Source organism: Sorangium sp. So ce394 (assembly GCF_051474665.1).
In the GTDB taxonomy this organism is placed as follows: Bacteria; Myxococcota_A; Polyangia; order Polyangiales; family Polyangiaceae; genus Sorangium; species Sorangium cellulosum_D.
The window spans coordinates 6,953,854-6,978,223 of the sequence record NZ_CP150339.1 but is presented as its reverse complement, the minus strand read 5'-3'; the positions used below and the strand labels follow the sequence as shown (position 1 = coordinate 6,978,223).

Below are 24,370 nucleotides of genomic sequence, written 5' to 3'. Positions count from 1 at the left end.
CCAAGCGCCGCGGCACCGGGCGGCGCACGATCGGGGAGGGGGCGCGCTCAGGCGTGCGGCGGGCGGGCTGCGTCCAGCACGTGGACGCCGGGGGCGCCGAGCGACATGGGCACACGCTCGAGGCCGGCCGCGGCCGCCGCGGCGCGCCATGCCGCCGAGGGCGGCGCGCCGCCGACGAAGAGGGAGACGTCGCCGCCGCCGGCGCCGCTCGGCGCGAGCGCGGCGCCCTCGGCGGCCGCGGCGGGGCGGAGGCGCGCGAGGGCAGGGGTGACGATCGGCGCGCCCGCGCGGTCGCCGAGCTCCGCGAGCGCGTCGACCTGGCGATCCAGCGCGGCCACGAAGGCGCGGGCGTCCGCGGCGGTGACGGCCGCGCGCGCGCCCTCGGCGGCCGCGCCGAGCAGGGCGCCGTGCGCCCCCGGGTCGCGGGCGGCGAGCGCGCGCACGCGCTCCAGCATGGCGCTCGTGCGCGCCGAGGCGTCGCTGGCGTAGACCTCGATCGCGAGCCCGCCCGGCAGCGCGTGCGGCGTCACGGCGAGCGCGCCGTCCGGGCCGAGCCGGCAGCAGAGGACGCCGCCGTAGACGCTCGCCGCGACGTCGACGCCGCTGCCCCCGCCCTGCGCCCGCCGGTGCGCGGCGAGCGCGGCGAGGAAGAGCGCGCGGGCGTCCCAGGCGGGCATCGGCCGGCCGGCCGACGCCGCGGCGGCCGCGGCCGCCGCCATGGTCGGCGCGGCCGCCGCGGCGCGCGCCGCGAGCGTCGCCACGAGGATGGCGGCGCTCGAGCCGAGGCCGAGCTTGCGGCTCGCCCCGCGCGGCGGCGCGCCCGCCCCGGCCGGCGCGCCCGCCGTGGGATCCGGCGCCGCCGACCGGAGCGCGGACGCGTCGAACCACGCCGCCCGGTCGAGCGCGCCCGCGTCGATCGCCGCCTGGACCTCCTCGGTGACGAGGTCGGCCTGGCGCGCCGGATCGGCGACGACGTACCGATCGACCGCGGCCACGAGCGCGGGCGCGCCCTCGAGCACGGCGTACGCGCCCGAGAGGACCAGCTTGCCAGGCGCCCGGACGATCACGCGCCCGCGCCCCCGGGCGCGAGGTGGGCGCCGCCGCCGGGGGCGGCCGAGATGGTGCGGAGGACGCCGGGGACGGCGAGCAGCGCCTTCTCCACGGCGGGCTGCGCCTCGGGCGCGGTGAAGACCTTCACGTGCGGGCCGGCGTCGATCGTGAAGAACGCCGGCGTGCCCTGGGCGCGGAGCCTCCGCACCGCGGCGATCACCTCGACGGTGGCGCCGGTCCAGTAGAGCAGGCCCGGCGAGGCGGCGATGCTCGAGGCGTGCATGCACAGGGCGCTCGCCTCGGCCGCGGCGCCGAGGGCCGCGAGGTCGCGGGCGAGGACCGCGGCGCGGACCGCGGCGAAGAGCGACGGCGCGGCGTCCACCCAGGCGGGGAAGTACGGGCTCGTCGCCGCGGTGTGCCGCATGCCGTCGCTGGAGCCCACGTCCTTCGGGCCCTCGCGCGTCACGGCGATCACGACCGCGAGCGGCCAGTGGTCCTCCGGCGCGAGCGGGGTCGCCGCGAGCGCCTCGTCGCCGGGGCGCCCGGCGCGGAGCTCGACGAAGCCGCCGAACGCGGAGCGCGCGGCGGAGACCGAGGTCCTCCGGGCGAGGTCGCTCACGGCGGCGGGCGCGGTGGGCAGGCCCGCGGCGGCGCTCGCGGCGAGCGCGAGCGCGGCGAACGCCGACGCGCTCGAGGCGAGCCCCGCCGCGGTGGGGAAGTCGTTGCGGCTGACCACGCGGGCGCGCTCGCGCCGGCCCGAGGCGGCGCGGACGCGGTCGAGGAGCCCGGCGACCCGGCGCGCGGCCTCCGCGTCCGGCGGCACGGCCGCGCCGCCGAGGTGGAGCTCGTCGCGATCGAGCGACGGATCGAAGGCGACCTCGGTCGTCGTGGCCATCCCGGCGAGCGTCACCGAGAGGCTCGGCACGGCGGGCAGGTTGTGCCCGTCGGCCCGCTTGCCCCAGTACTTCGCGAGGGCGATGTTCGGATGGGCGATCGCGGTCGCCCGGCTCACGGCGCTCATGCTTGCTCCTCCGGCGCCGCCGTGGCGGCGCCCGCCTTCACGCGGGTCACGAAGCCGCTGTACCCCGCGTCGCGCCAGGCGGCGAGCACGCGGCCCGCCGCGCCGTTCGACGTCGCCGCGCCGCCCGGCGGAGGGGGCGGGAGCAGCGCGATGACCGAGCCGCCGCCGCCGGCGCCGGTGAGCTTGGCGCCGAGCGCGCCGGCCTCGCGCGCGAGCTTGCACAGGGCCTCGATCGCCTCGGTCGAGACGAACATCCCGGCGAGGAGCATCTGGTTCAGGTCCATGAGCCGGCCGAGCGCGATCGCGTCGCCCGCCTCGATGGCGAGGGCCGCGTTCTCGACGAGCGCGGCGATGCCGGCGATGGACGTCTCGGCCACGGTGGGCTTGCGCTCGAAGAGCTTCGCCACGAGCTCGACCATGCTGCGCGTGGACGACGGCACCCCCGTGGAGCCGACGCACAGCCAGAGATCGTCGCGCGGGGCGAGGGGGGTCGCGCCGTGCGCCCGGGTGAAGCGGAAGCACCCGCCGCGCGCGGCGGCGGCCGTGTCGATGCCCGACGGGTTGCCGTGGAACACGCGCTCCCAGGCGGCGGCCGCGGCGACCTCGGCGGCGGCGGTGAGGGCGCCCGGCGCGCCGGCCTCGGCCTGCGCGCGCGCGAGCGCGGCGACCGCCCGGGCGATCGCGACCCCGAGCGCCGCCGAGCTCCCGAGGCCGCCGCCGGGCGGCAGATCGCTCTCCGCCTCGACGCGCACCGGGCCGGCGCCGGGGAGCGCCTCGAGGAGCGCCGCGAACGCCTGCGCGACGTCCCTCTCGGCCGGCGCGGCGCCGTGCTCGCGGCCGCCCAGCAGGAGCGCGCTCGCCCGCGCGCCCTCCGGAGCGCGCGTCGCGCGCGCGCGGGCGCCGCGCTCGATGCCGGCGGCGAGCGCGGGCGCGCCGTACACGACCGCGTGCTCGCCGAGCAGGATGACCTTGCCGGACGCCTGGCCGAGCGCCTCGATCATGCGCCCGTCCACCGGAGCGCGCTCGCCGCGCCGCACAGGATCTGCCGCGCCGGCGCGCTCACCGGCAGCGACCGCCCGAGGGCCTCGGCCTCGCCGCACAGGGCGTCGAGCCGCTCCTCGACCGCGCGCCGCGCGCCGCACGCCTCGAGGGCCCGCGTCGCGGCCGCCACGTCTTCGTCGCTCGCGTCCTTGCGGCCGAGCGCGCGCTCGACGGCGCTCCGGCCCTCGGCGTCGAGGCGCCCCTCGGCGGACGCGAGCACCGCCGTGCGCTTGCCGGCGCGCAGGTCGTTGCCGACCGGCTTGCCGGTCGCGGCGGCGCTCCCGAAGGTGCCGAGCAGGTCGTCGCGCAGCTGGAAGGCGACGCCCACCGGCGCCGCGAACCGCTCGAGCGCCGCCACGGTCTCGGCCGGGGCGCCGGCGAGCGTGGCGCCGAGCGCGAGCGGGCCGCGCACCGTGTAGCTGCCGGTCTTGAGCGCGTGCATCTGCTCGACGTCCTCGGCCCGCCCGACCACGTCGAGGTGCTGCCCGATCACGACGTCCTCGTGCATCGCGCAGAACAGCCGCACGGCCGCGAGCGTCCTCTCCGGCGGCGCCCCGGCGCCCGCGAGCGCGCCGAGCGCGAGGCTCCACGTGAAGTCGCCCGCGAGGATCGCCGACGAGGCCCCGAGGTGCGGATCGCCGAGCACCTCGGTCAGCGCGACGTGCGCGGTGCGGTCCCCCCGGCGGACGGTGTCGCCGTCGATCCAGTCGTCCTGGATGAGCAGGTAGGTCTGGAGCAGCTCGAGCGCGACGCCGGCGTCGATCGCGGGCTCGAGCGGCGCGTCCGGCGCGACGCCCTGGTAGGCCGCGACGAGCAGGGCTGCGCGGAACCGCTTGCCGCCGCGCAGGGTCAGGCTCCTCGCCTCGGCGACCATCGCCGAGACCTCGCGGCCGTAGCGCTGCGCGTGGCCCGCCGCGGCGCACCAGCGCTGCTCGAGCGCGGCCTCGACGCGGGGGCGGAGCGAGGAGAGGAAGTCGAGGAACAGGCGCGCGCCGGGGTCCGCCGTCCCTTCGAGTGTTCGATCGCCGGGGCGGGGCGCGCTCTCTCCGTCCTTCGTGTGCGCTGTCATGGAATGCGCGGCAGCCTAGGAGCCGCGCGCGATCCGGTCAATCTCGGCCGAAACGCCGCGAACCGGCGGCGTCGCGCGCCGCTCATCGCCGCCGCCCCCGTGGCTTGGGTCCTGCAATGCGTGGGGCCCGCGTCGCGGGCCGGGGGGGCCGCGCGCGGGCTTCCTGCGAGATCGATTCCTCCGGAGTTGCGCGCCGACCCTCGCCGCAACCGAAGGGAAAGGGGGACTTTCGTGAAGAGATCACCGGGTGGGGTGTTGGGCATCGTTCTCGTCATGGGTCTCGGCGTCGCGGGGTGCAGCGGCCGCGACGCCCGCGAGGATCTCCCGGAGAGCGCCGATCTCGGTGCGTCCGGCACGGCGCCTTTGTCCCGGTGGGCGAGCTCCCTGCCCGCGTACCGCGTGATCGGCCGGAGCGCCGATGTCGCGCGGGCGTCCGCGCTCGCCGGCGCGCTCGGGCTCGCGGCGGAGGGCCTCTGGGGCGGCGGCGCGCTCGGGGCCGACGGGGCGATTCGCTACCTCGATCGCGCGAGGTTCCAGCGCTTGCCGACGAGGAAGGCCTCCCCGCCCGCGCCCGGGTTCCGCGACGAGCGCGGCTTCGCCACCGAGAGGGGCGACGACGCCCTGGATATCGAGGCGCTCGCGGCGCTCCGCGTCCTCCCGGAGACGGACGCCGCGGCGCGGGCGTGGGCCGCGCTGGAAGGCGCGCGCCTGCCCTTCGGGCGCGACGTCGCCGTCGGCCACTCGCTCTTCGAGTCGAGCGACGCCCAGGGACGCTACGTGGCGCGGGCCGCCCTCGACACGCAGGTGAGCTTTCGCGACGCGCTCGAGGGGCTCCGGCTGATCGGCCCTGGCGCCAAGGTCCGGGTGACGTTCGACGCCGAGGGCGCCGTGACCCACCTCGTCTATGCGCGGCGCGACCTCGCGCGCGGCGAGGACGTCGCGATCGTCCCGGCCGCCGAGGCCCCCGCGCTGTGCGCCCGCGCGCTCGGCGGCGGCGCGATCGTCGCGGCCGAGCCGGAGCTCGTCTATTACGCGCCGCCGCTCTCCCGCGAGGTGCGCCGGATCCTCCCTCATTACGTGTGCAGCGGCAGGCGGCGTTTCGGCGCCGAGGTGGTGGACGTCCGCAAGGTGATCGTCCCGGCCGTCATCGACGTTCCGAGGGCGGCGATCACGGTGCGCGAGGACGGCGAGACCCTCTCTGCGGAGGCGAGCGTCACCGGGGGTACTGCGCCGTACACGTACAGGTGGGTAACCTCGGCGCGGTCGTTCGCTCCTGACCGCGCCGACGGGGCGGCGGTGCGGATCTCGCTGGACGGCCCCGCGTTTCGCGGCGAGACGGAGACGCTCACCCTCTACGTCACGGACGCCGACGGCCTGGTCGCGACGGCGGCGCGGCAGCTCCCGTTCGCGCGCGCTGCGGCGCCCGTGGCGCCGAGCGCGCCCGCGGCGCCGAGCGCGCCCGCGGCGCCGAGCGCGCCTGTGGCGCCGAGTGCGCCCGCGGCGCCGTCGGCGAACGAGGGCGGCGCCGTGGTTGGCGCCGAGTGGGTCGGGCGCTGCGGCGGCCTCGATCATTCGGCGGCGAACGTCGATGGTCTCCTGAAGAGCTTCCAGGAGGGGGGCGTCGAGCACCGCTTCAACTGGGGTGAGCTCCGCGCGTGGGAGGTCGATTTCAAGGACCCGGCGATGGGAGGCCAGGACGCGTCGTATGCGGACTCGGTCGATCTCACGTTCTATACGGGGCACGCGAACGGCGTCGGGTTCATGTTCTGCAGCGCCATGAGCGATCGGATCCTTCACTTCAGCGACGCTCACTGGGGCAACTCCAACCTGGAGTGGATGGTGGTCGCCGCCTGCGGCCCGCTCCAGGACGACGCGGGCGCCTGGCGTCTCCGGTGGTCGAACGCGTTCGACGGCCTGCACCTCCTGCTCGGATATGCGACCGAGTCGTTCGACGACACGACCGAGGGGTCGATGTTCGCGAGCCGCCTGCTCGACGACACGAGCCCGGCGCCGCTCCGGCAGGCGTGGGCGACGACGGCGATCGAGGTCCAGCCCGACGACAAGGTGCTCTACGCGATCATGGGGGTCTACGGCGCGGGCTGGACGCTCCCGAACTACGACGATCATTTCTGGGGCAAGGGCCCGGTCGGCCCGGACCTGTGGGGGAGCGCGAGGGTCGGCTTCTGGCGGATCTCCGGGCCGACGTAGCGCCGCGTCTCTCCGGGGCCCGATCGCGCCTTCGTCCGGCGTAGAGACCGCACGGTCCTGCGCTGGTCTCCTTGACAAGGCGGGGCGGCCGTCGGCTACGCTATCCGGCACGGCGTCAAGCCATAGGAGAAGCCCGTGAAGCGCACGTGGACAATCATTGGGGTCGCTGATGTGGCTCGCAGCTTCAACTGGTATCAATCGCTCTTCGGTCAGCCGGAATCGTCACCTGCTCACGACTATTTCGGCCAGATCCTCGACACGGACGGAACGGTCTTGCTCTGTCTGCACAAGTGGGGATCCCACGAGCACCCGACGCTCGTCAGCCCCGATCGCGCGGAGCCTGGCAATGGGCTATTGCTGTTCTTCCGGGTGGATGATTTCGACGAGGCGCTGTCGCGCGCCAGGGCCCTCGTGAGTCAGCTCGAGGAGGAGCCCCAGACGAACCCCGCCACCGGCACCCGCGAGTTCGCCCTCCGCGATCCGGACGGCTATTACGTCATGGTCAGCGCGCTCTCCTGAACGCGCATGCGCTCGTTCGCGCGGCGGAGCACGGGATGCACCTCGTTCGCGGCTTACCCACCGCGTCAGCTGGACCGAGCGACCGATGAGCGCCTCCCTCACGCTGATCGTACTGCGGTGCTCAGACCTTGGCGCGAGCCTCCGCTTTTATGAGCGGCTCGGCCTATCCTTCGCGGAGGAGAAACACGGGGAAGGTCCCGTTCACTACGCCGCGCGGGCCGGGCATGTGCTCCTCGAGCTCTATCCCGCAGGTCGGAGAGCGGGGACCGTTCGTCTTCAGCTCAGCCTGCCCTCGGCCCAATACCTCACGCTCGAGGAGGCAAAATCGCCTTCGTCGTCATCGACCGAATTCGTGCTGGAAGATCCCGACAAGAATCAGATCGAAGTCTGTCGAACCACCAGGGGCGAGCGAGAGCTCGTCGTGTCGCCGAGGGGCTCCGCGGCGTCGGACCATCCATTCGAGCTCTGGCTTGAGTTCGAGCATTGGATTTCGCCTCCGGATGAGGACCCGACGGACGGGTTCTTCAACATGCTGATTGGCCTACCGGACGGGACCAAGTACGCGGTGAACGTCTGGACGTACGCGATGCTGGAGTCTGCTCGCCGCGAAGCCGCCCAGCAAGGTGAAAGCTTGTTCGGAAGGTACCTTGAAGCTCCGGACCTGTTCGTCGAGCGGATGGACCGCTCGCTGCTGGAAGCCGTCGTTGCAGACATGATCGCGTCCGGGCGCTTGCGCGACTCATGGAGGGTGGCATCCGAGTTCGAGGCCAGCTAACACCTCGATTCGACCTTGCTGCGCCTCGCGCTCGGCTGGGAGCTCCAGCGCTGGCCCACCGAGGCTGCGGGCCATCGCGGGCCTCCTGCGTTTCAGCGCCTGCGACGGCGCGCGACGAGGGCGCCCAGGGCCACGAGCGCCGCGAACCCGCGCTCGCTGTTCTCCGCGGATCCGGCGGCGGCGGCGCGGCAGCCGCCGTCCGGCTCCTCGCTGCCGCCGGTGCCGCCGGTGCCGCTCACGCTCGCCATACCGCCCTGACCGCCGGCGCCGGCCATGCCGCCCGCGCCGCCGCCGGCCTCGCCCATGCCGCCCGCGCCGCCCGTTCCACCGGAGCCGCCCGCACCGCCGGTTCCGCCGGTGCCGCCCTGACCGCTGGAGCCGCCGATGCCACCGGAGCCGCCGGAGCCGCCCATTCCCCCGGAGCCGCCCGCGGCGCCCATTCCCCCGGAGCCGCCCGCGGCGCCGCTTCCGCCGCTGCCCTCCGGCGTGATGCCGCCCTCGTAAATCTCCGCGCTTCCATGCGCCTCGGGATCGCCGTCTCCGGACGAACACCCCGCCAGTAACCCCCCGAAGACCAAGACGCGATTGCCATCGAGCAGCACGGACGATGGAGCGTCGCGCAGCCTGCTCATGTTCTGCACCGTCGACCAATCATTCCTCGTGGGGTCGTACACCGCGGCGCTGCGGAGGGTGCACTCGTTGCCGCCGGTCCATTCCTTGCCGCCCGCGATGAGCACCATTCCGTTCCCGAGCAGCGTGGCCGTGTGACGCCGGCGCGCGACGTCCAGGGGCCCAGTCACGAACCAGTCGTTCGTCGCCGGATCGTACACCTGCGCGTGCGGGACGCTCGCCGCGCCCGTGACCAGCACCCGACCCTCGGCGAGCAGCGTCGCCGTGAAATCGGCGGGCGGCATGAGCAACGCTCGCGTGGGCGTCCAGGTATTCGTGGCCGGGTCATACCGATCGGCGCCGTCGCCGCTCACCACGAGCACGCTGCCGTCGAGCAGCCTCGTCGCCTTGTGCCCGGAATGCGCGAAGGTCAGCGTCCCGGCCGGGGAGAACGTCCCCGTGGCGGGGTCGTAAAGCTCCGCCGTCGCCGGGTTGCCGGCGCCGCCGCTCACCAGCACCTTCCCGCTGTGCAAGGCGACCGCCGAGTGCCTCGAGCGCGAGGCGCCGAGCGAGCCCGTCGCAGCCCAGGATCGCGTCGCCGGATCGTAAACCTCGGCGACCGCCGTCCCGCCGCCCACGGCGAGGATACGATCGTCCGGGAGCCGCAGGAGAGCGACGCTCGGATCGTGGTGCGCGACCATGGCGCCGGTGAGCGCCCACGTGTTGCTCGCCGGATCGTAGGCCTCGGCCGTCGACGGCGAATCGCCGCCCACGACGAGGATCTCGCCGGTCGAGACCCGGATCGACGCGGGCTTGCGGCGCGTATGCGAGAGCGGCGCGACGTCGCTCCAGGCGTTCGTCGCCGGATCGTAGAGGTTCGCGGACAGGGTATCGTTCCAGTCGTTGTCGTACCCGCCGGCCACGAGCACGCGGCCATCGGCGAGCTCGGCCCACGTGCCGTCGTGCCGCGGCACGGGCATGTTCCCGGCCGGCGTCCACGCGGGCTGGCAGCCGACCGGCATATCCCCGACGCAAGCGCCCGCCTGGCAGACGCCGTTCGCCGTGCAACCGTCGGCGCTGCCGCACACGGCACCGCTCAGCGGCGTGCAGGTGCCGTCCGCCGACGCGCCCGCGTCCACCGCGCACGCGTCACACGAGCCCCCGTCACACGCGGTGTCGCAGCAGACGCCATCGACGCAAAAGCCGCTCGCGCATTCGCCCGCGAAGAGGCAAGGAGCGCCCGGGGCCGCGAGCGCGAGCACCTCGACGCTCGCGCTCCCGCCGCCGGCCACGAGCACCCGCCCGCCCGCGAGCGCCGTGGCGGTGTGGCCGCTCCGGTCCGTGTTCAGGTACTTGCCGAGCGACCACGTCCCGCTCGCCGGATCGTAGACCTCGGTGATCGCGCTGCCGCCGGCGATGAGCACCCGCCCATCGGCGAGCGGCGTGGCCGTGTGACTGTCGCGGGCGACGTTCAGCGGCGCCGCGGTCGTCCAGGTGTTGCTCGCAGGATCGTAGAGCGCCGCGCCGCGGTTCGTGGAGGAGAACCCCTCACCACCGTAATCGGTGTAGCCGCCGGCGACGAGCACCTTGCCATTCCCGAGGAGCGTCGCGGTGTGGCCTCTGCGGTTCTGGATCGAGCCCGCGGCCGTCCACGTGCCCGTGGCCGGATCGTAGCGCTCCGCGCTGCCGATGGGGTCGCCGGAGGGGCCCACCCCGGCCACCACGAGGACGTCGCCGTCCGGCAAGAGCGCGGCCGCGTGAGAGGAGCGCGCCTGCGCCATCGACCCCGCGTCGGTCCACGTATCCGCGGCGGGATCGTAGATCTCGCTCGTCCTCATCACCCACTCTTCGAGCTCGCCGGCGGCCACGAGGATCCGGCCGTCGGGCAGGAGCGTCGCGGTATGGCGCTCGCGCGGCGTGAGGAGCGGCGCGGCGAGCGTCCATGTGTCCGTGGCAGGGTCGTAGATCTCCACGGCTTCGGTCATGCCGCCGGCCACGACGACCCTGCCGTCCGGAAGGAGCGTCGCGGTATGCCCCGTGTGCGGCGTGCTCATCGACGCGACGAGCGTCCATGTATTCGTGTCAGGGTCGTACACCTCGGCTGTGGCGCTCGCTCCGCCGGCCACGAGGACCTTCCCGTCGAGCAGCCGTGTCGCCGTGTGCCTGCTCCGGGCGACGTTCATCGGCGGCGCGACGTCCCAGCGTGGCGCCGTGAGCGCGGCGGCTCCCGCCTCGATGCCGTGCTCCCTGGCGCGACTTCGTGGCTCATCGGCGCCATAGCATCCGAGCGGCGCGGCGAGCAAGACAGGGGCGAGGCGGCGCAAGAAGGAGGCTGAACGCACGCTCGACGATAGCGGTCTCAGCGCCTCGGCTGTCAAGAGAAAGCGATGGCCGCGGCGGACAGGACACCGTGGAGCTTCGTCCACAGCAAGCCTCGCGGGACGGGGGACGGCGTCAGTACCCGAGCCACTTCGGGTCGAGCTCGATGGAATAATGATCCACGAACCTGAACGCCACGCCCCCCGCGTCCCCGTTCGCGCGGATCGTGTACACCGACTCGTTCGCCTGAGGCCGATGGTCCGTCGGGCTGAACGAGATCGGCCCCGCCGTCATCCCGTCGAGCACCACGTTCTGGAACGACTCCAGCGCGTTCTTCAGGTCTTCTCCCGTCGGCCGCTCCCGCCCCGCGTCGACCGCCCGCTCGACGGCCTCGCGCCACATGAGCGCCGCCGCGTGGCCCTGGACGTAGAACTGGTCCTGATACCGGTCGAGCGGGTGATCGTCCTTCTCCCGGTACGCCCGGTGGATCCGCAGCATCTCCGCCATCCCGCTCGAGTGCTGCGTGTCGCCGTAGATCGGGACCGGGAACAGCCCGTAGAAGATGCCGGCGCAGTCGGTCCCGCAGATCGATAGCGTCCGCTCGCCGATCCCCCAGTTGTTCGCCATCACCCGCAGCTGCCAGCGCTTCGTCCCCGGGAACGCCTGCCCTGGCAACGCCTGCCCTGGAAACGCCTGATCGATGAGCCTCTGCGCGGCGGCGGCGCCCTTGCCGACGAAGGACGACGAGACGACGCTGTTGCCCGCCCAGAACCAGCTCGTCGGGACATAGGACGGGTCCGCCCGCCTCTTCTCGATCTCTCGCTTCACATAGCGGGTCACCGCCTCGACGATGAGCCCCTCGTCCTCGAGGGAAGACGTCTGCGGCACGACGAGATCCTCGCCGAGCAGCATGCCGGGCAGGTGCTCCACGTAGGATTTGCCCGCCGCCAGCGGATCGACGCAGTAAAGACACCGGTCAATCGTGTCGTGCACCATCGCGATGCGCCCGGGCGCGATCTTCCAGGCCGCCTTCACCCCGATGCGGATCGCGGTCGAATAGTCCGTGGCCGGGAAGAAGATGTACGGATAGCCCGGGCTCGTCTTGTGCTCCGTCGCCGAGATGCTCTGTCCGAGGGCGTTGAACTCGGCGTAGGGCACGTCCGCCGAGATCGGCACCGGCGTGGCGAGCGAGCCGGCGTACGAGCCAGGGATGATGAGCTTCTTCTCCTCCGCGAGCTTCGGCGCGACGCGCGTGGTCGGCCCGGTGCCGAAGATGAACAGCGTGGAGACCTCGCTCCACGCGGGCTCCCGCCGCCACGCCGCGATGACCTCCTCCGTCCTCGCCGGGTCGTACTGCGCGTCCCTCATGTCGACGTCGATGGGACAGCCGCGGATCCCCCCATGGCTGTCGTTGAGGTGACGCAGGTAGTCGTAGACTCCGTAGCTGTACGGCGGCGCGATGTCGGTCGCCATCCCGGTGGCGCCCGTCGTCATCCGGACGCGGAGCGTCCCCGTGCAGCGGGCGCCCGCGGCGGCGGCGGACCCGGCGAGCGCGGCGGCCCCAGGAGCGACGGAGCGCGCCTGCCTGTCCGGTCGGCGCACGGAGATCGCCAGCGCCGCGATCAGGGCGGCCACGCCGAGCGCCCCGATGAGGTAGCTGCGCTGCTGCGGCGTGCCGGCCGCGCGGAGGGCCGGCTTCAGGCTCGTCGAGTCGGACGTGGCGCGCACGGGGACCGGCGGCCCCGCCGTCCGCTGGCCGATCTCCTCATCGAGGGGGATCAGGGCCTGGAGGCGCCGCCCGTCCGAGCCCTCGATCGCGCTCGGGCGGGACAGGCGGGGCTCCAGGATCGCGCTCGGGCGGCCCGCGCCCTGCTCGATGTACGCCTTGATCTGCCGCTGCATGCTGGCGCGGCGCTCCGCGAACGCGGCCAGCATCCGCGCGCCGATCTCGTCGGACCGCACGTTCTCGCCGGACCCGCGCAGGTAGTCCTCGAGCGCCGCGCGCATCTCCTGCGCGGTCGCGTACCGCTTCGCCGGGTCGCGCTCCAGCGCCCGCGCGACGATGGCGTCGAGCGCCGGCGGGATGTCCGGGTGGACGAGCGAGGGCCGCTGGATCTCGTCCACGGCCGCGAGCTTCCAGAGCGCGCTCACGGCGTCGCCCCCGAAGAGCCGCTCGCGCGTGAGGAGCTCCCAGAGCACGATCCCGGCCACGAAGACGTCGGCCCGCCGGTCGATCCCCGCGCTGTCGGCCGCCTGCTCGGGCGCCATGTAGGACGTCTTGCCCTTCAGCTTCCCGGTCTCGGTGAGGTCCGTGTTGATCGACGCCTTGGCGATGCCGAAGTCGAGCAGCTTCACCGCGCCGTCGTACGTGACGAAGATGTTGTGCGGGGAGACGTCGCGGTGAACGATGCCGAGCGGCGTGCCGTCGTAATCGCAGAGCTCGTGCGCGTAGTGGAGGCCGCCCAGCACGTCGGCCACGATCCGGACCCAGACGCCGCGCGTGAAGCCGTCCGCGCCCGGCTCCCCCTGGGCCACCGCCCTCATGATCGCGTTGAGCGGCTGGCCCTCCAGATACTCCATCACGGTGAAGTAGCCGGCCTCGTCCACGCCGACCTCGTAGGTCTGGACGATGTTCGGGTGGTTGAGGCGCGCCGACAGCTTCGCCTCGTCGAGGAACATGGTGACGATCTTCTCGCCGTCGCCGCCCACGCCGCGGTGGCGCTTGACGACGACGAGCTTGTTGAACGACCCCGGCCCCCGCGCGATCGCCAGGAACACGTCGCCCATCCCGCCCCGGCCGAGCTTCGCGATCGGGCGGTACTTGCCCATGATCGCCGTCTGGGTCGGCTCCGCGTCCGAGCTGTCTTGACCCGTGCCCACCATGTCCCCGGCCGTCCTCAGACGCGCGCGCCGCTCCGAAGGAACTCGCTATGGGAGCAAAGACCGATATCCTTGTCAACGCCCCCGGCCCGAGACGCAGGCCCGATGACCGCGGCGGGTCTTGCCGTCTTTGGTCGGGTGGGTCGGGTGGGTCGGGTGGGTCGCGTGGGCTGTGCGCGCTGCGCGCACAACACGCGTTGCGCGCGGGTCACGTGTTGCGCGCGGCGCACGCGCTGCGCGCGGCGAAGCCGCTTGCGATCTGGCCGTCTGGGTCGCGGCATCGACGGAGCTCTGTGGTGATACGGCCGAGCGGGCATCATGAATTCGAAGGCGGTTTGGCGATTTGTTGTGAGGACGTTATTTGACGGCGCTGCGGTACGTCGGCGGGGCGCCGCGGCGACCCGAAAGCGGTCGCGATCATGCGAGGCGCGTGCCCGTCGGCGGTCGCCGGCGGCGGCGGCTCAGGGCGCCTCGGGGCCGCTCCCGCGGGGGCCGCGCGCCGGAGGCGGAGGCGCGGCGGGCCGTGCGCGCTCGAGGTGCTCGTAGGGCGCGAGCGTCATCAGCCGCGTGTCCTCGACGGGGCCGCCGACGGTGAAGTGATAGAGGCTCTGCACGTCGCCGCCGGCGATGCCGCACAGCTCGTGGAACACGTCGTCGAAGTAGCAGCCGATGCCGGTCGCCCGCACGCGGCCGCCGGGGTTCCGCGCGGCCTCGGCCTCGAGGTACAGCGCGTGGCCGAGGACGCCGGCCTCCCAGAAGACCCGCCGGTACCACGGCGCGCCGCGCTCCCGGAGCGTGGCGCCGAGGTCGGCGACCATCCCGAGGCTGAACGCGCCGTCGGCGGCGATCTCCTGATGACAGCTCACGATCTGCGCCGCGCTCCGCAGATCGGCCTCGGAGAGGCGATAGAGCCGCAGGTGATCCGGACACCCGCGCGGCTTCTCCCACGCGAACGGGTGCGCGAGGGCGGCCTTCAGCCGCTCGTGCGCGGCCTCCGACCGCTCGAGCGCGTAGAGGCCCGGGTCGAGGCCGCGGACGCGGTGCACGAAGACGACCGCGTGCACGAGCGGCGCCCACGGGAGCGCGTCCCACGGGGGCACGCCGGGGCGGGGGAGGAGGTGGTCGAGCATGGCGTAGAACGCCTCGGCGCCGATCGACGTGCGGCTGTCGTACGCCGTGGCGCTCCGCCGCGTCCGGAGGATCTCCGACGCCAGCGCGCCGTCGCCGCCGTCGTCCGACAGCGGGGGCAGGCCGCTCTCCAGGGGGGCGGCCGGCTCCTCGGCGTGGGCCTTCCAGGTGGCGCCGGCGACGTCGTCGATGACCTCCCAGTCGACGTGGCTCGGGCTCAGCGCGTTCGCCCGCCCGGCCCACGCGCCCTCGCCGGTGAGGCGGGTCAGCTCGGCCGCGCGCGCGGCCGCCCCGCGGGCCGCGGCGAGCGCCGCCTCCCGGCCGAGCGGCGCGGCGGGCACGACGAGCAGCGCGGCGTCGGGGTGCTCGCGATCCGCCGCCGCGACGCCCGCGAAGTCCGCGGCCCGATCGAGGCCGAGCAGCGCGGACAGCTCGCCGTCGCCGAGGTCGCCGAGCAGCACGGCGGACCAGCCGAGCGCGGCCGCGGCATAGCGGACGGCCGCGATGGCGTGACCGGCGTCGTGCTGGCAGTAGCGGAACGCCCGCTCGCCGTACTTCCACGCCTCGCGCCAGTGGACGGAGCTCAGCCCGACGAGGAAGCCGCCGGCCGGGAGGAGCCCCGCGAGCGCGCGGGCAGGGCCGGCGCCCAGCGCGCATCGGCGCTCGAGCGCGTGATCGCGGCTCACGTAATGATAGAGGCCCGCCGGCAGCCCGGGCGCGCCGGCCGAGAGGAGGTATCCCTCGGTCGGGTGGAGATTCCCGCTCGAGGGGTTGCAGCGGAGCGCCCAGCGCGAGCCGCGGTATTCCTTCCAGGCGGAGAGGCCGAGCGAGAGCTCGAAGAGGGCCGCGATGGAGTCGAGCTCGACCGCGGCCGGCGGGATCGCGCCGGGGCGGTAGAGATCCCGGTACGCCGCGGCGAGCCCGCCGGCGCGGAGCGGCAAGGGGACGACCGGGGCGCCCTCGAAGGTGCGGAACGGATCCGGCTGCGTGCTCCAGTCCATGGCGGCCGGGCCGCGCGCATAGCGCCTCAGGTGATGCTTCGTGCGCGTGTGATAGGCGAGCGCGCGCTCGACGGGGCTTGTGGACATGGGCCGCTCGTCGCGCTCAGGGTAGCAGCGGCGCGGGGCGCCGCTACCGCGCCGAGCGGGCTCGTCCGCGGCTCGGCGATCCCTCCTCAAGGCATTCTCGCTCTCGCTCGACCGAGTCTCGCCGTGTCCTCTGCGTTTCGAGATCTCATCCTCCACACGAGAGCCCAGGGGCCCGCGCGCGAGGCGGGGAGAGACGCGAGGATGGCGCTGTCCGGCAGCTCGGCGTGGTCCTGGCCGGCGTCGGCACCCGCTCGGGGTACTCGTTCGCGCACACGCTGCAGCAAGGCGGCGCCGCGGCGCTGATCGGGAGCGGCGCGGTCATCACCGCGGTCGTCGCGTTCGGCACGCTGCTCGTCGGCTACCGGCTGCTCCGGATCCCGATGGGGACCCTCACCGGCATCTCGCCGGCATCCAGACGCAGCCCGCGGTGCTCGCCTTCAGCCTGGAGCAGGCGCGCAGCGACGCGCCGAACACGGGGTACGCGTCGGTCTACCCGGTGGCCGGGCCGCTCGTCGATGCGCGCATGGCGGAATAATGCAGTGTCGGTGTTCGCGAAAACTTTTTGAAACATTGTGTGAGCCGGGGGCTGGAAAGCAGTCACTCGGTCTCCTAGCGGTCGGGCGGAGGTGGCGGGACTCACGTCCTGCCGAAGAACGACTACTGCCATGCCCATGCCAAACATCCCGGACCCACCAGAGCCAGCACCGACAGCGCCGGCTCCATCGACGTGGAAGTCCGATCTCGTCTCAGGGTTCCTCGTCTTCTTGATCGCTCTCCCGCTCTCCCTCGGCATCGCCATGGCGAGCGGATTCCCCCCCATCGCAGGTGTGCTTACCGCCGTCGTCGGCGGCGTCATCGCCACCTGGCTCGGCAGCGCGCCCCTCACCATCAAGGGCCCGGCCGCGGGGCTCATCGTCATCGCGCTCGGCGCGGTGCAGGAGCTCGGCGGCGGGGACAACGCGACAGGCTACCGCCGCGCGCTCGCCTGCATCGTCGTCGCCGCCGCGGTGCAGATCGCCTTCGCGCTCGCGCGCGCCGGCGCCCTCGGCGACTTCTTCCCCTCCTCGGTGGTGCACGGCATGCTCGCGGCCATCGGGATCATCATCTGCTCGAAGCAGGTCCACACGCTCCTCGGCGTCACCCCGACGTCCAAGGCGCCGCTCCACCTGCTCCTGGAGATCCCGGCGAGCGTCCTGCGGATGAACCCCGAGATCGCCCTGATAGGCGTCCTGTCGCTCGTCCTCCTGTTCGGCTATCCGGCGGTGGCCAGGAGGACGCGGTGGATGCAGAAGATCCCCGCGCCGCTCCTCGTGCTCGCGGCCTCGATACCGCTCGCGTTCGCCTTCGACCTCGAGCACGAGCACACGTACACGCTGTCGGTGACGGATTCGGTCCACACGATCGGGCCGAAGTTCCTCGTCACCCTGCCGGGGAACCTGGCGCAGGCCATCGCCTTTCCGGACTTCAGCCAGGTCGCCACGCCCGCGTCCATGAAATATGTCCTGATGTTCTCCCTCGTGGGAAGCATCGAGTCGCTGCTGTCCACGAAGGCGGTCAGCTCCCTCGATCCCGAGAAGCGCCGCCCCGACCTCGACAGGGACCTGCTCGCCACGGGCGCCGGCAACCTCGTCGCGGGCCTGCTCGGCGGGCTGCCCATGATCTCGGAGATCGTCCGCAGCTCCGCCAACATCGGCTACGGCGCGAGGAGCCGGCTCTCGAACTTCTTCCACGGCGCCTTCCTCCTGCTGTTCGTCGCGTTCGCGCCGGGGCTCATCCACCGCATCCCGCTCGCCGCGCTCGCCGCGATGCTCACCTTCACGGGCACCCGCCTCGCGGCTCCCACGGAGTTCGTGAAGACGTTCCGCATCGGCAAGGAGCAGCTCGTGGTCTTCGTCGCCACCGCCGCGATCACCATCGCGACCGATCTGCTCGTGGGGGTCGTGGCCGGGATCGCCGTGGAGATGTTCATCCACGTGCTCCACGGCGCGCCGCTCCGCAGCCTCTTCCGGCCCGAGATCGAGGAGCACGTCGAGGGCGGACGGCTCGTGCTGCGCGTCAAGCAGGCCGCCGTCTTCAGCAATTACCTCTCGATCAAGCGGAGGCTCGCGCGGCACCGGGACGTCCCTGCCATCGAGATCGACTTCGCCGCTACACGCCTGGTCGATCACACGGTCATGGCCAACCTGCACGACCTCAAGGCGCTGCTCGAGCGCGAGGGGCGGGCGCTCTCGCTGTCGGGACTCGACGACCACGGCCCGATGTCGTCGCACCCGCTCTCCGCGCGGAAGAAAGTGGCCTTCGCGCCCGCGGTGAGCCGGTGAGCCGCTGAGCCGCTGAGCCCGCACGGCGCGCGAGGTGCGCGAGGTGCGCGAGGTGCGCGAGGTGCGCGAGGTGCACGAGTTGCGCGAGGTGCGCGAAAGCTGCGCGTGCGCGCCGCGCTTGATGGAGCGATACTTTAGGAGACGTACGATTGACATGAACGAGCCAAGTGCGAAGTCCAGCGCAGGTGAAGCTCCAGAAGAGCGCCTGCGCACCGCCCTCCAGCACGCCGGTCACCTCCTGCCATCGCAGGGGCCCATCGGCGTGTTCGTCCACCACAACACGCTGCACGCGTTCCAGCACCTGCCGTTCCACGACGCGCTCGCCGCGGCGAGCGCGCTGTTCGGGGCAGAGCCGTACCTCTCCGAGGCGGAGTACCGCGCGCACATCGCGTCGGGCCGGATCGACGACCAGGACATCGAGGCGGCGCTCGCCGAGCGCTTCGCCGACCGGCCTGACGAGCGTCGCGGCCTGCTGTCACGCAACGAGATCGAGCGCCTCGCGCTGCGCTTTCCCATCCAGGCCGCCACCGAGGCGGGGCTCCGGTGGCGCATCGCCGAGGCGGGAGAGACGCGCAGGCTGAGGCCCGACCTCCCGTCCGAGCCGCGCCGCCGGATCCTCGTCGGTACGGCGCGATGGCTGGTCGAGCGCCCCGAGGCCGCCGTGCGCCTCCTCGCCCAGGGCGGCTACGACCTGGAGGTCCGCGCCGCGCTCGCTCTCTGGGACGCGTGCTGCGGCGTGCCGCTGCCGCCGGCGCCGTCCGCCGAGGTGCCGCTCGCCGACCGCGTGGGCGTCGATCGATCCCACCGCGATCTGCTGCTCGCGCTCACGGGGGAAGATCCGGCCGAGCTCATCGACCCGCTCTTCATCCGGCTCCTCGGCGCCTACCTCGACGAGGGCGTCGCGCACTGGGTGATGCCGGACCGCGCGAAGGGGCTCTTCCGCGCGTTCCGCAGCCTCGTGCTGGAGGGGGCGAGGCCTGCCGGCGCGCACCTCGCCGGGCTCGACGCGGAGCTCGGCCGGCTCGGGCCGGACGCGTCGCCCGCGGCCGTCGTCACCGGCGCCCTGCGCGAGCTCGGCGTCGCGGAGGACCGCTGGGAAGGCTACGTGACGCGCGTCCTGCTCGAGCTGCCGGGCTGGGCCGGCATGGTCCACCGGCTCGAGCACACCCCGGGCGACCGGCCGCACGGCTCGCCGCCCGCGTCGCTGCTCGAGTACCTCGCGGTGCGCCTGACCCTGGCCCGGTACGCCCTGCGCGACGTGGCGCGCCGGCGGCTCGGGTTCGAGGGGCCCCTCGCGGGGCTCGTCGAGCACGCCCGGCTCGCCACGAGGCGCGCCGGGCCGCCGCCGCGCTCGCCCGACAGCGATCGGCCGTTCCTCCTGTTCCACCTCGCGCAGCTCGCGGGGCTGTCGGTCGCCGAGGTGGAGGCGCTCCCGCAGGCCGAGCGCGTCTGGGCGCTGGAGGTGCTCGAGGCGTTCGACGAGGCGACGCGGCGGCGCCTCCTGCACGAGGCGTACGAGCATCACCACCGGGTCGAGGTGCTGCACGGCATCGCGGCGAACCTGCGCCGCCCGGCGTACGAGCGCGCGGTCCTGGACCCTCGTTTCCAGCTCGCGCTGTGCATCGACGACCGCTGCGAGGGCCTCCGGAGGCACTTCGAGGAGCTCTCCCCGCGGCACGAGACCCTCGGCATCGCCGGGTTCTTCGGCGTGCCGATCCGGTTCCGCGGGCTCGACGCCGCCGGCCACGTGAGCCTCTGCCCCGTCGGCGTCGAGCCCGCGCACGAGATCGTCGAGCGGCCCCGCGAGGAGGGCGCCTTCCACCTCCGGAAGGCGCGCCGCAGGCGCTGGGCGCGCTTCGTCCACACGCTCGGGCACGGGACCCGGACCCTCTCGCGCGGCCTCCTGCTCACGCCGACCCTCGGGCTGCTCTCCACGATCCCGCTCGTCGGGCGCGTCCTGTTCCCGAGGGCGTTCGCGCGGCTGCGCCACGCCCTCGAGCGCCGCCTCCTGCCGGCGGTGCCGACCCACCTCCACAGCCCGGACGAGGAGGGGGCTCCGGCGGGCGGCCGAGGGGCGCCCTTCACGGCCGCCGAGAAGGCCGCGAGGGTGGCCGCGACGCTCGAGATCATGGGGCTCACCCGCCGCTTCGCGCCGGTCGTGGCGGTGCTCGGCCACGGCGCGTCCAGCGTGAACAACCCGCACCAGTCCGCGTACGACTGCGGCGCGTGCGGCGGCCGGCACGGCGGCCCGAACGCGCGGCTGTTCGCCGCCATGGCCAACGACCAGGAGGTGCGCGCGCTGCTCCGCGGCCGCGGCATCGACATCCCGGACGGGACCTTCTTCCTCGGCGGGATGAACAACACGACGACGGAGGAGATCGTCTTCTACGACGAGCACCTCGCGCCGGCGTCGCACCGCGGCGAGATCGAGGCGCTCAAGCAGGCCCTCGGCGAGGCGCGCAAGCGGCACGCGCACGAGCGCTGCCGCCGCTTCGCGTCGGCACCGGAGCGCCTGAGCCCCGAGCAGGCGCTCGCGCACGTCGAGGCGCGCGCCGTGGACCTCAGCGAGGCCCGGCCCGAGCTCGGGCACGCGACCAACGCCGTCTGCGTGATCGGCCGCCGCGAGCTCACCCACGGGATGTTCCTCGACCGCCGCGCGTTCCTCGTCTCGTACGACCCGACCCAGGACCCGACCGGGGCGATCCTCGAGCGCGTCCTGCTCTCCGCGGGTCCGGTCGGGGCGGGGATCAACCTCGAGTACTACTTCTCCCGCGTCGACAACCTCCGCTACGGCGCCGGGACCAAGCTGCCGCACAACCTCGCCTCGCTGCTCGGGGTCATGGACGGCTCGCTGAGCGATCTGCGCACCGGCCTGCCGAAGCAGATGATCGAGATCCACGAGCCGGTGCGCATGCTCACCGTCGTGGAGGCGAGCGCGGCGACGGCCGCGGCGATCTGCGCGCGGCAGCCGGCGCTCCGCGAGCTCGTCGTCAACGGCTGGATCCAGCTCGTCTGCATCGACCCGGCGACGGGTCGGTTCGAGCGCTTCACCCGCGGCGCCTTCGCGCCGTTCATGCCGCCGGAGCACCCGCTACCCGCGGTCCAGCGGTCCGTCGACTGGTACGCGGGCAAGCGCGGCTTCATCCCGCCCGCCATCGTCCGCGCCGGGCTTCCACGGTCCCAGACGGAGATCTCTTACCATGCTGCCTGACGTCCTCCTCGGCGAGCTCGCCGCGGTCGCCGTGCTCTCGCCGGCGGTCGCGTTCGCGGCGCTCGGCGCCTACTTGCTCCTCCTGCGCACGCCGAGCGAGCGCGTCGTGTCGGGCGTCGTGCTGTCGGCGCTCTCGCTCTCGCTCGTCGCCTCGCTGGTCGCCTGGGGCTCGTCCGTCGCGGCGCCCTACGCCTTCCTCTCGGTGGATCTCGGGCACTGGTTCGAGGTCTCGGGCTACGCGTTCGACATCGTGCTGCTCGTCGACCGGCTGTCGACGACGATGATGGTGCTCGTCTCGCTGATCGCGCTCGTCACCGGCAGGTTCTCGGTCGCGTACCTGCACCGCGAGCCGGGGTTCGCGCGGTTCTTCCTGCTCCTCGCCCTGTTCTCGGCGGGCATGCTGGCGCTCGTGTCCGCGGGGAGCATGGACCAGCTCTTCGCGGGCTGGGAGCTCGTCGGCGGGACGAGCGTGCTCCTCGTGGCGTTCTTCCACGAGCGCGCGGCGCCGGCGCGGGCGGCGCTGCGCGTCTACATCACCTACCGGCTCTGCGACGTGGGGCTCCTCGTCGGCGCGGTGCTCATGCACTCGCTCGCCGGCTCGGCCAACTTCGGCGAGGTGTTCGGCGGCGCCCCGTGGCCCGGGTCCGCCGCCGCGATCGGCGCCTCCGGGGCCACGGCGATCACGCTGTGCCTGTTCTTCGCCGCGATGGGCAAGAGCGCGCAGTTCCCCGTCGGGACCTGGCTGCCGCGGGCGATGGAGGGGCCGACGCCGTCGAGCGCGCTCTTCTACGGGGCGATCTCGATCCACGCGGGCGTGTACCTGATGCTGCGCGCTGCCCCCATGCTCGAGCGCTCGCCCGCGGCGAGCGCGGTGGTGGCCTGCGTCGGGGCGCTCACGGCCGTCTACGGGACGCTTGTCGGCCGGGTGCAGGCGGACGTGAAGAGCGCGCTCGCGTACGCGACGATGTCGCAGGTCGGGATCATGTTCGTGGAGATCGGGCTCGGGTACTACCGGCTCGCGCTGGTGCACCTCTTCGCGCACGCGTGCCTCCGGTGCCTGCAGATGCTGCGCGCGCCCGCGGCGCTCCGCGACGCGCAGGAGATCCGGGCCGCGCACGCCAGCGAGCCGCTCCCGCACCTCGCGATCGCCGCCCGCGTGCTGCCGGCGTCGCTCGTGCGGCGCGCGTACTGGGCCTCCCTCGATCGCTTCCAGGTGGAGGTGATGCAGCAGCGGTTCATCGCGGCGCCGCTCATGCGCCTCGGGCAGGTGATCGACGGCTTCGAGCGCCGCTGGGTCGCGGCGCTGAGCGGCCTCGCCGAGCGCGACGAGGGCCGCGCCGTCGAGGCGGGCGCTCCCGGCGAGCGCGGGGGCGCGGCGGCGCCGGCGCCCCAGACGAAGGGGGCGCGGTCATGAGCATGTTCCTGATCCTCTCGGCGACGATCCTCGCGCCCGCGCTCGCCGCGCTCTCGATCTCCTGCGCGCGCAGCGACCCCGCCGCGCGACGCGTGGCCCTCGCCGGCGCGGCGCTCACCCTCGGGCTCTCGCTCGCTGCGCTCGCGCTGTTCCACGCGGCCGGCGGCGCCGCGGTCGACGCGATCGGCCCCGCCGTGCCGCTCCTCGGCGTGCGCCTCCGCCTCGTCCTCAACGGCTTCACCGCCTCCCTGCTCCCGCTGCTCGGCGCCATGCTGCTCGCCCTGATCGCCGCGGGCCCGCGCGCCGCGCTCGATCGGCGGAGCCTCGCGGCGGTGCTCGTCACCGGGAGCGCCATCCTCGGCGTCTACTGCGCCGCGGACCTCGTGGTGCTCGCCGTGGCGTGGGTCGCCGCGTTCCTGCCGGGCGCGCGCCTCATCGCGCGGAGGGGCGCGGCCGATCAGCTCCTCCGGCGCATCTACCGCATCTTCCTCATCGGCGGCACGGCGCCGCTCGTCCTGGCGCTCGGCGTCATGGCCGCGCTCGCCGCGCGGCGCGGCGCGGCGCTGCCGTTCGACATCCAGGAGGTCGCCCGCGCGGGCATCCCGGAGGCGTGGCAGTCGCCGCTCTTCGCGCTCATCGGCATCTCGGTGCTGATGCGCATGGCCGCCGTGCCGTTCCACGGCTGGCTGCCGGTGCTGCTCGAGCGCGGGCCGCTCGGGGTGACCGTGCTGCTCGCGGAGATGCAGGTCGGCGTCTGCGTGCTCGTGCGCGTGGTGGTGCCGCTCCTGCCGGAGGGCTGCGCCGCGAACATGCCGGTCCTCGCCGCGCTAGGGCTCTTCAGCGCCCTGCACGGGGCCGTCCTCGCGCTCACGCAGACCGATCTCCGCCGCATGATCGGGTACCTCGTGGCGAGCCAGAAGGGGCTCGTGCTCCTCGGGATCGCGTCGATGAACCCGCAGAGCCTGAGCGGCGCGCTGCTCCAGAGCTTCGCCCTGTCGATCGCGGTCACCGGGGTGACGATGGTCGTCTGGGCGATCGAGGCGCGCACGGGCACCGCGGACGTGAGGGAGCTCGGCGGCCTCGTGGCGAGGACGCCGCGCATGGCCGCGTTCTTCCTCCTGCTCGCGTGCGCGACGATCGGGCTCCCGGGGGCGCTGACGTTCATCGGCGAGGATCTGCTCCTGCACGGGGTTTTGCACGTCCACCCCGTGTTCGCGGTGCTGATGCTGGGCGCGACGGCGCTCAACGGGATCACGATGTTCCGCGCGTTCAAGCGCACCTTCCTCGGCCCGCTCCCCCGCGGCGCGAAGGGCGCCGCCATGGTGGAGCCGCTCCTGTTCCGCGAGCGCGCGGCGCTGCTCTCGCTGCTGGCGCTGACCGTGACCCTGGGCGTCGCGCCGTCGCGGCTGCTCGCGCTGCACGCGCCGGTGGTCGAGCGGGTCCTCGCCGTCGCGGGCGACGCGACGGCCCACGGGCACGCAGAGTAGCCCCTCTCGTCTGGCTCACGCCGCGCGCGTGTGGGCTGGCCCCGTGCTCCTGGATCCGCGCACGGTTTGCTCCGGGGCGCACCTGGTGCGCGCCGCACGCCGAGGCGGACGGGCTCAGGGAGGATCGGTGCAGCCAACCGGGCGCATTTCGGCCAGAATTGACGTGTGGGCGGGCAGGGCCTGCGCCTTGCAGACCCGCTCGACCCAGAGAGCCAGGAGGGTACGCCAGT

At 73.8% G+C, this 24,370-nt stretch carries 14 protein-coding genes; 7 read left to right on the top strand and 7 right to left on the bottom strand.

Going from position 1 to position 24,370, the window contains the following annotated elements:
* Window positions 1–47: 47 nt before the first annotated feature.
* Genes WMF33_RS25350 through WMF33_RS25335 form a run of 4 tightly spaced genes read right to left on the bottom strand, consistent with a single transcriptional unit; the run spans window position 48 to window position 4,181 of the window.
* On the bottom strand, window positions 48–1,067 hold the full coding sequence (locus WMF33_RS25350) for a hypothetical protein (RefSeq protein ID WP_437322257.1): 1,020 nt from the start codon (window positions 1,065–1,067) through the stop codon (window positions 48–50).
* Window positions 1,064–2,071 carry a diphosphomevalonate decarboxylase gene (gene mvaD / locus WMF33_RS25345; protein ID WP_437322256.1) on the bottom strand — a complete coding sequence of 336 codons (1,008 nt, stop codon included), beginning with the start codon at window positions 2,069–2,071 and terminating at the stop codon, window positions 1,064–1,066. Before mvaD ends, WMF33_RS25350 begins: the two co-directional genes overlap by 4 nt.
* Entirely contained in the window at window positions 2,068–3,072 is a 1,005-nt protein-coding gene (gene mvk / locus WMF33_RS25340; protein ID WP_437322255.1) for a mevalonate kinase, read from the bottom strand. Before mvk ends, mvaD begins: the two co-directional genes overlap by 4 nt.
* Window positions 3,069–4,181: a polyprenyl synthetase family protein gene (locus WMF33_RS25335; RefSeq protein WP_437322254.1), complete on the bottom strand. Its 1,113-nt coding sequence runs from the start codon at window positions 4,179–4,181 to the stop codon at window positions 3,069–3,071. The genes mvk and WMF33_RS25335 overlap by 4 nt, the downstream gene beginning before the upstream one ends.
* 273 nt (window positions 4,182–4,454) lie before the next feature.
* Between WMF33_RS25335 and WMF33_RS25330 the strand changes: the two genes are divergently transcribed.
* The 3 genes from WMF33_RS25330 to WMF33_RS25320 all read left to right on the top strand — a co-directional run bounded on the left by WMF33_RS25330 (window position 4,455) and on the right by WMF33_RS25320 (window position 7,683).
* Entirely contained in the window at window positions 4,455–6,389 is a 1,935-nt protein-coding gene (locus WMF33_RS25330; protein ID WP_437322253.1) for a DUF6345 domain-containing protein, read from the top strand.
* A 135-nt stretch (window positions 6,390–6,524) separates the two neighbouring features.
* A complete protein-coding gene (locus WMF33_RS25325) occupies window positions 6,525–6,908 on the top strand; it encodes a VOC family protein (RefSeq protein ID WP_437322252.1) in 384 nt (127 codons plus the stop codon).
* 85 nt (window positions 6,909–6,993) lie between these two features.
* Window positions 6,994–7,683 (top strand): hypothetical protein, encoded by a 690-nt coding sequence (locus WMF33_RS25320; protein ID WP_437322251.1) that lies wholly within the window; start codon window positions 6,994–6,996, stop codon window positions 7,681–7,683.
* A gap of 92 nt (window positions 7,684–7,775) precedes the next feature.
* On the opposite strand, the gene WMF33_RS25315 is transcribed toward WMF33_RS25320, so the two are convergent.
* The 3 genes from WMF33_RS25315 to WMF33_RS25305 form a co-directional block, all read right to left on the bottom strand.
* Window positions 7,776–10,475, bottom strand: a complete 2,700-nt coding sequence (locus WMF33_RS25315; RefSeq protein WP_437322250.1) for a Kelch repeat-containing protein — start codon at window positions 10,473–10,475, stop codon at window positions 7,776–7,778.
* A 271-nt stretch (window positions 10,476–10,746) separates the two neighbouring features.
* A complete protein-coding gene (locus WMF33_RS25310) occupies window positions 10,747–13,494 on the bottom strand; it encodes a protein kinase domain-containing protein (protein WP_437322249.1) in 2,748 nt (915 codons plus the stop codon).
* Between the two features lie 458 nt (window positions 13,495–13,952).
* Window positions 13,953–15,707, bottom strand: a complete 1,755-nt coding sequence (locus WMF33_RS25305; protein WP_437322248.1) for a nitroreductase — start codon at window positions 15,705–15,707, stop codon at window positions 13,953–13,955.
* Window positions 15,708–16,372: 665 nt separating this feature from the next.
* On the opposite strand from WMF33_RS25305, the gene WMF33_RS25300 reads away from it, so the two are divergent.
* From WMF33_RS25300 to WMF33_RS25285, 4 genes are all read left to right on the top strand, one after another.
* Window positions 16,373–18,028: a SulP family inorganic anion transporter gene (locus WMF33_RS25300; protein ID WP_437322247.1), complete on the top strand. Its 1,656-nt coding sequence runs from the start codon at window positions 16,373–16,375 to the stop codon at window positions 18,026–18,028.
* A 154-nt stretch (window positions 18,029–18,182) separates the two neighbouring features.
* The gene (locus tag WMF33_RS25295; protein ID WP_437322246.1) at window positions 18,183–21,239 is read left to right on the top strand and encodes a YbcC family protein; all 3,057 of its coding nucleotides are present in this window, start codon (window positions 18,183–18,185) and stop codon (window positions 21,237–21,239) included.
* Window positions 21,229–22,653, top strand: coding sequence for a proton-conducting transporter transmembrane domain-containing protein (locus WMF33_RS25290; protein ID WP_437322245.1), 1,425 nt, complete (start codon window positions 21,229–21,231; stop codon window positions 22,651–22,653). Before WMF33_RS25295 ends, WMF33_RS25290 begins: the two co-directional genes overlap by 11 nt.
* Window positions 22,650–24,140, top strand: a complete 1,491-nt coding sequence (locus WMF33_RS25285; protein ID WP_437322244.1) for a complex I subunit 4 family protein — start codon at window positions 22,650–22,652, stop codon at window positions 24,138–24,140. Before WMF33_RS25290 ends, WMF33_RS25285 begins: the two co-directional genes overlap by 4 nt.
* The last annotated feature ends 230 nt before the right edge of the window (window positions 24,141–24,370 follow it).

Excerpts from the sequence above, each read along its gene's own strand:
- mvaD (WP_437322256.1), bottom strand. The coding sequence starts at position 2,071 with ATGAGCGCCGTGAGCCGGGCGACCGCGATCGCCCATCCGAACATCGCC.
- mvk (WP_437322255.1), bottom strand. The coding sequence starts at position 3,072 with ATGATCGAGGCGCTCGGCCAGGCGTCCGGCAAGGTCATCCTGCTCGGC.
- WMF33_RS25335 (WP_437322254.1), bottom strand. The coding sequence starts at position 4,181 with ATGACAGCGCACACGAAGGACGGAGAGAGCGCGCCCCGCCCCGGCGAT.
- WMF33_RS25330 (WP_437322253.1), top strand. The coding sequence starts at position 4,455 with ATGGGTCTCGGCGTCGCGGGGTGCAGCGGCCGCGACGCCCGCGAGGAT.
- WMF33_RS25320 (WP_437322251.1), top strand. The coding sequence starts at position 6,994 with ATGAGCGCCTCCCTCACGCTGATCGTACTGCGGTGCTCAGACCTTGGC.
- WMF33_RS25315 (WP_437322250.1), bottom strand. The coding sequence starts at position 10,475 with ATGAACGTCGCCCGGAGCAGGCACACGGCGACACGGCTGCTCGACGGG.
- WMF33_RS25310 (WP_437322249.1), bottom strand. The coding sequence starts at position 13,494 with ATGGTGGGCACGGGTCAAGACAGCTCGGACGCGGAGCCGACCCAGACG.
- WMF33_RS25305 (WP_437322248.1), bottom strand. The coding sequence starts at position 15,707 with ATGTCCACAAGCCCCGTCGAGCGCGCGCTCGCCTATCACACGCGCACG.
- WMF33_RS25300 (WP_437322247.1), top strand. The coding sequence starts at position 16,373 with ATGCCCATGCCAAACATCCCGGACCCACCAGAGCCAGCACCGACAGCG.
- WMF33_RS25295 (WP_437322246.1), top strand. The coding sequence starts at position 18,183 with ATGAACGAGCCAAGTGCGAAGTCCAGCGCAGGTGAAGCTCCAGAAGAG.
- WMF33_RS25290 (WP_437322245.1), top strand. The coding sequence starts at position 21,229 with ATGCTGCCTGACGTCCTCCTCGGCGAGCTCGCCGCGGTCGCCGTGCTC.
- WMF33_RS25285 (WP_437322244.1), top strand. The coding sequence starts at position 22,650 with ATGAGCATGTTCCTGATCCTCTCGGCGACGATCCTCGCGCCCGCGCTC.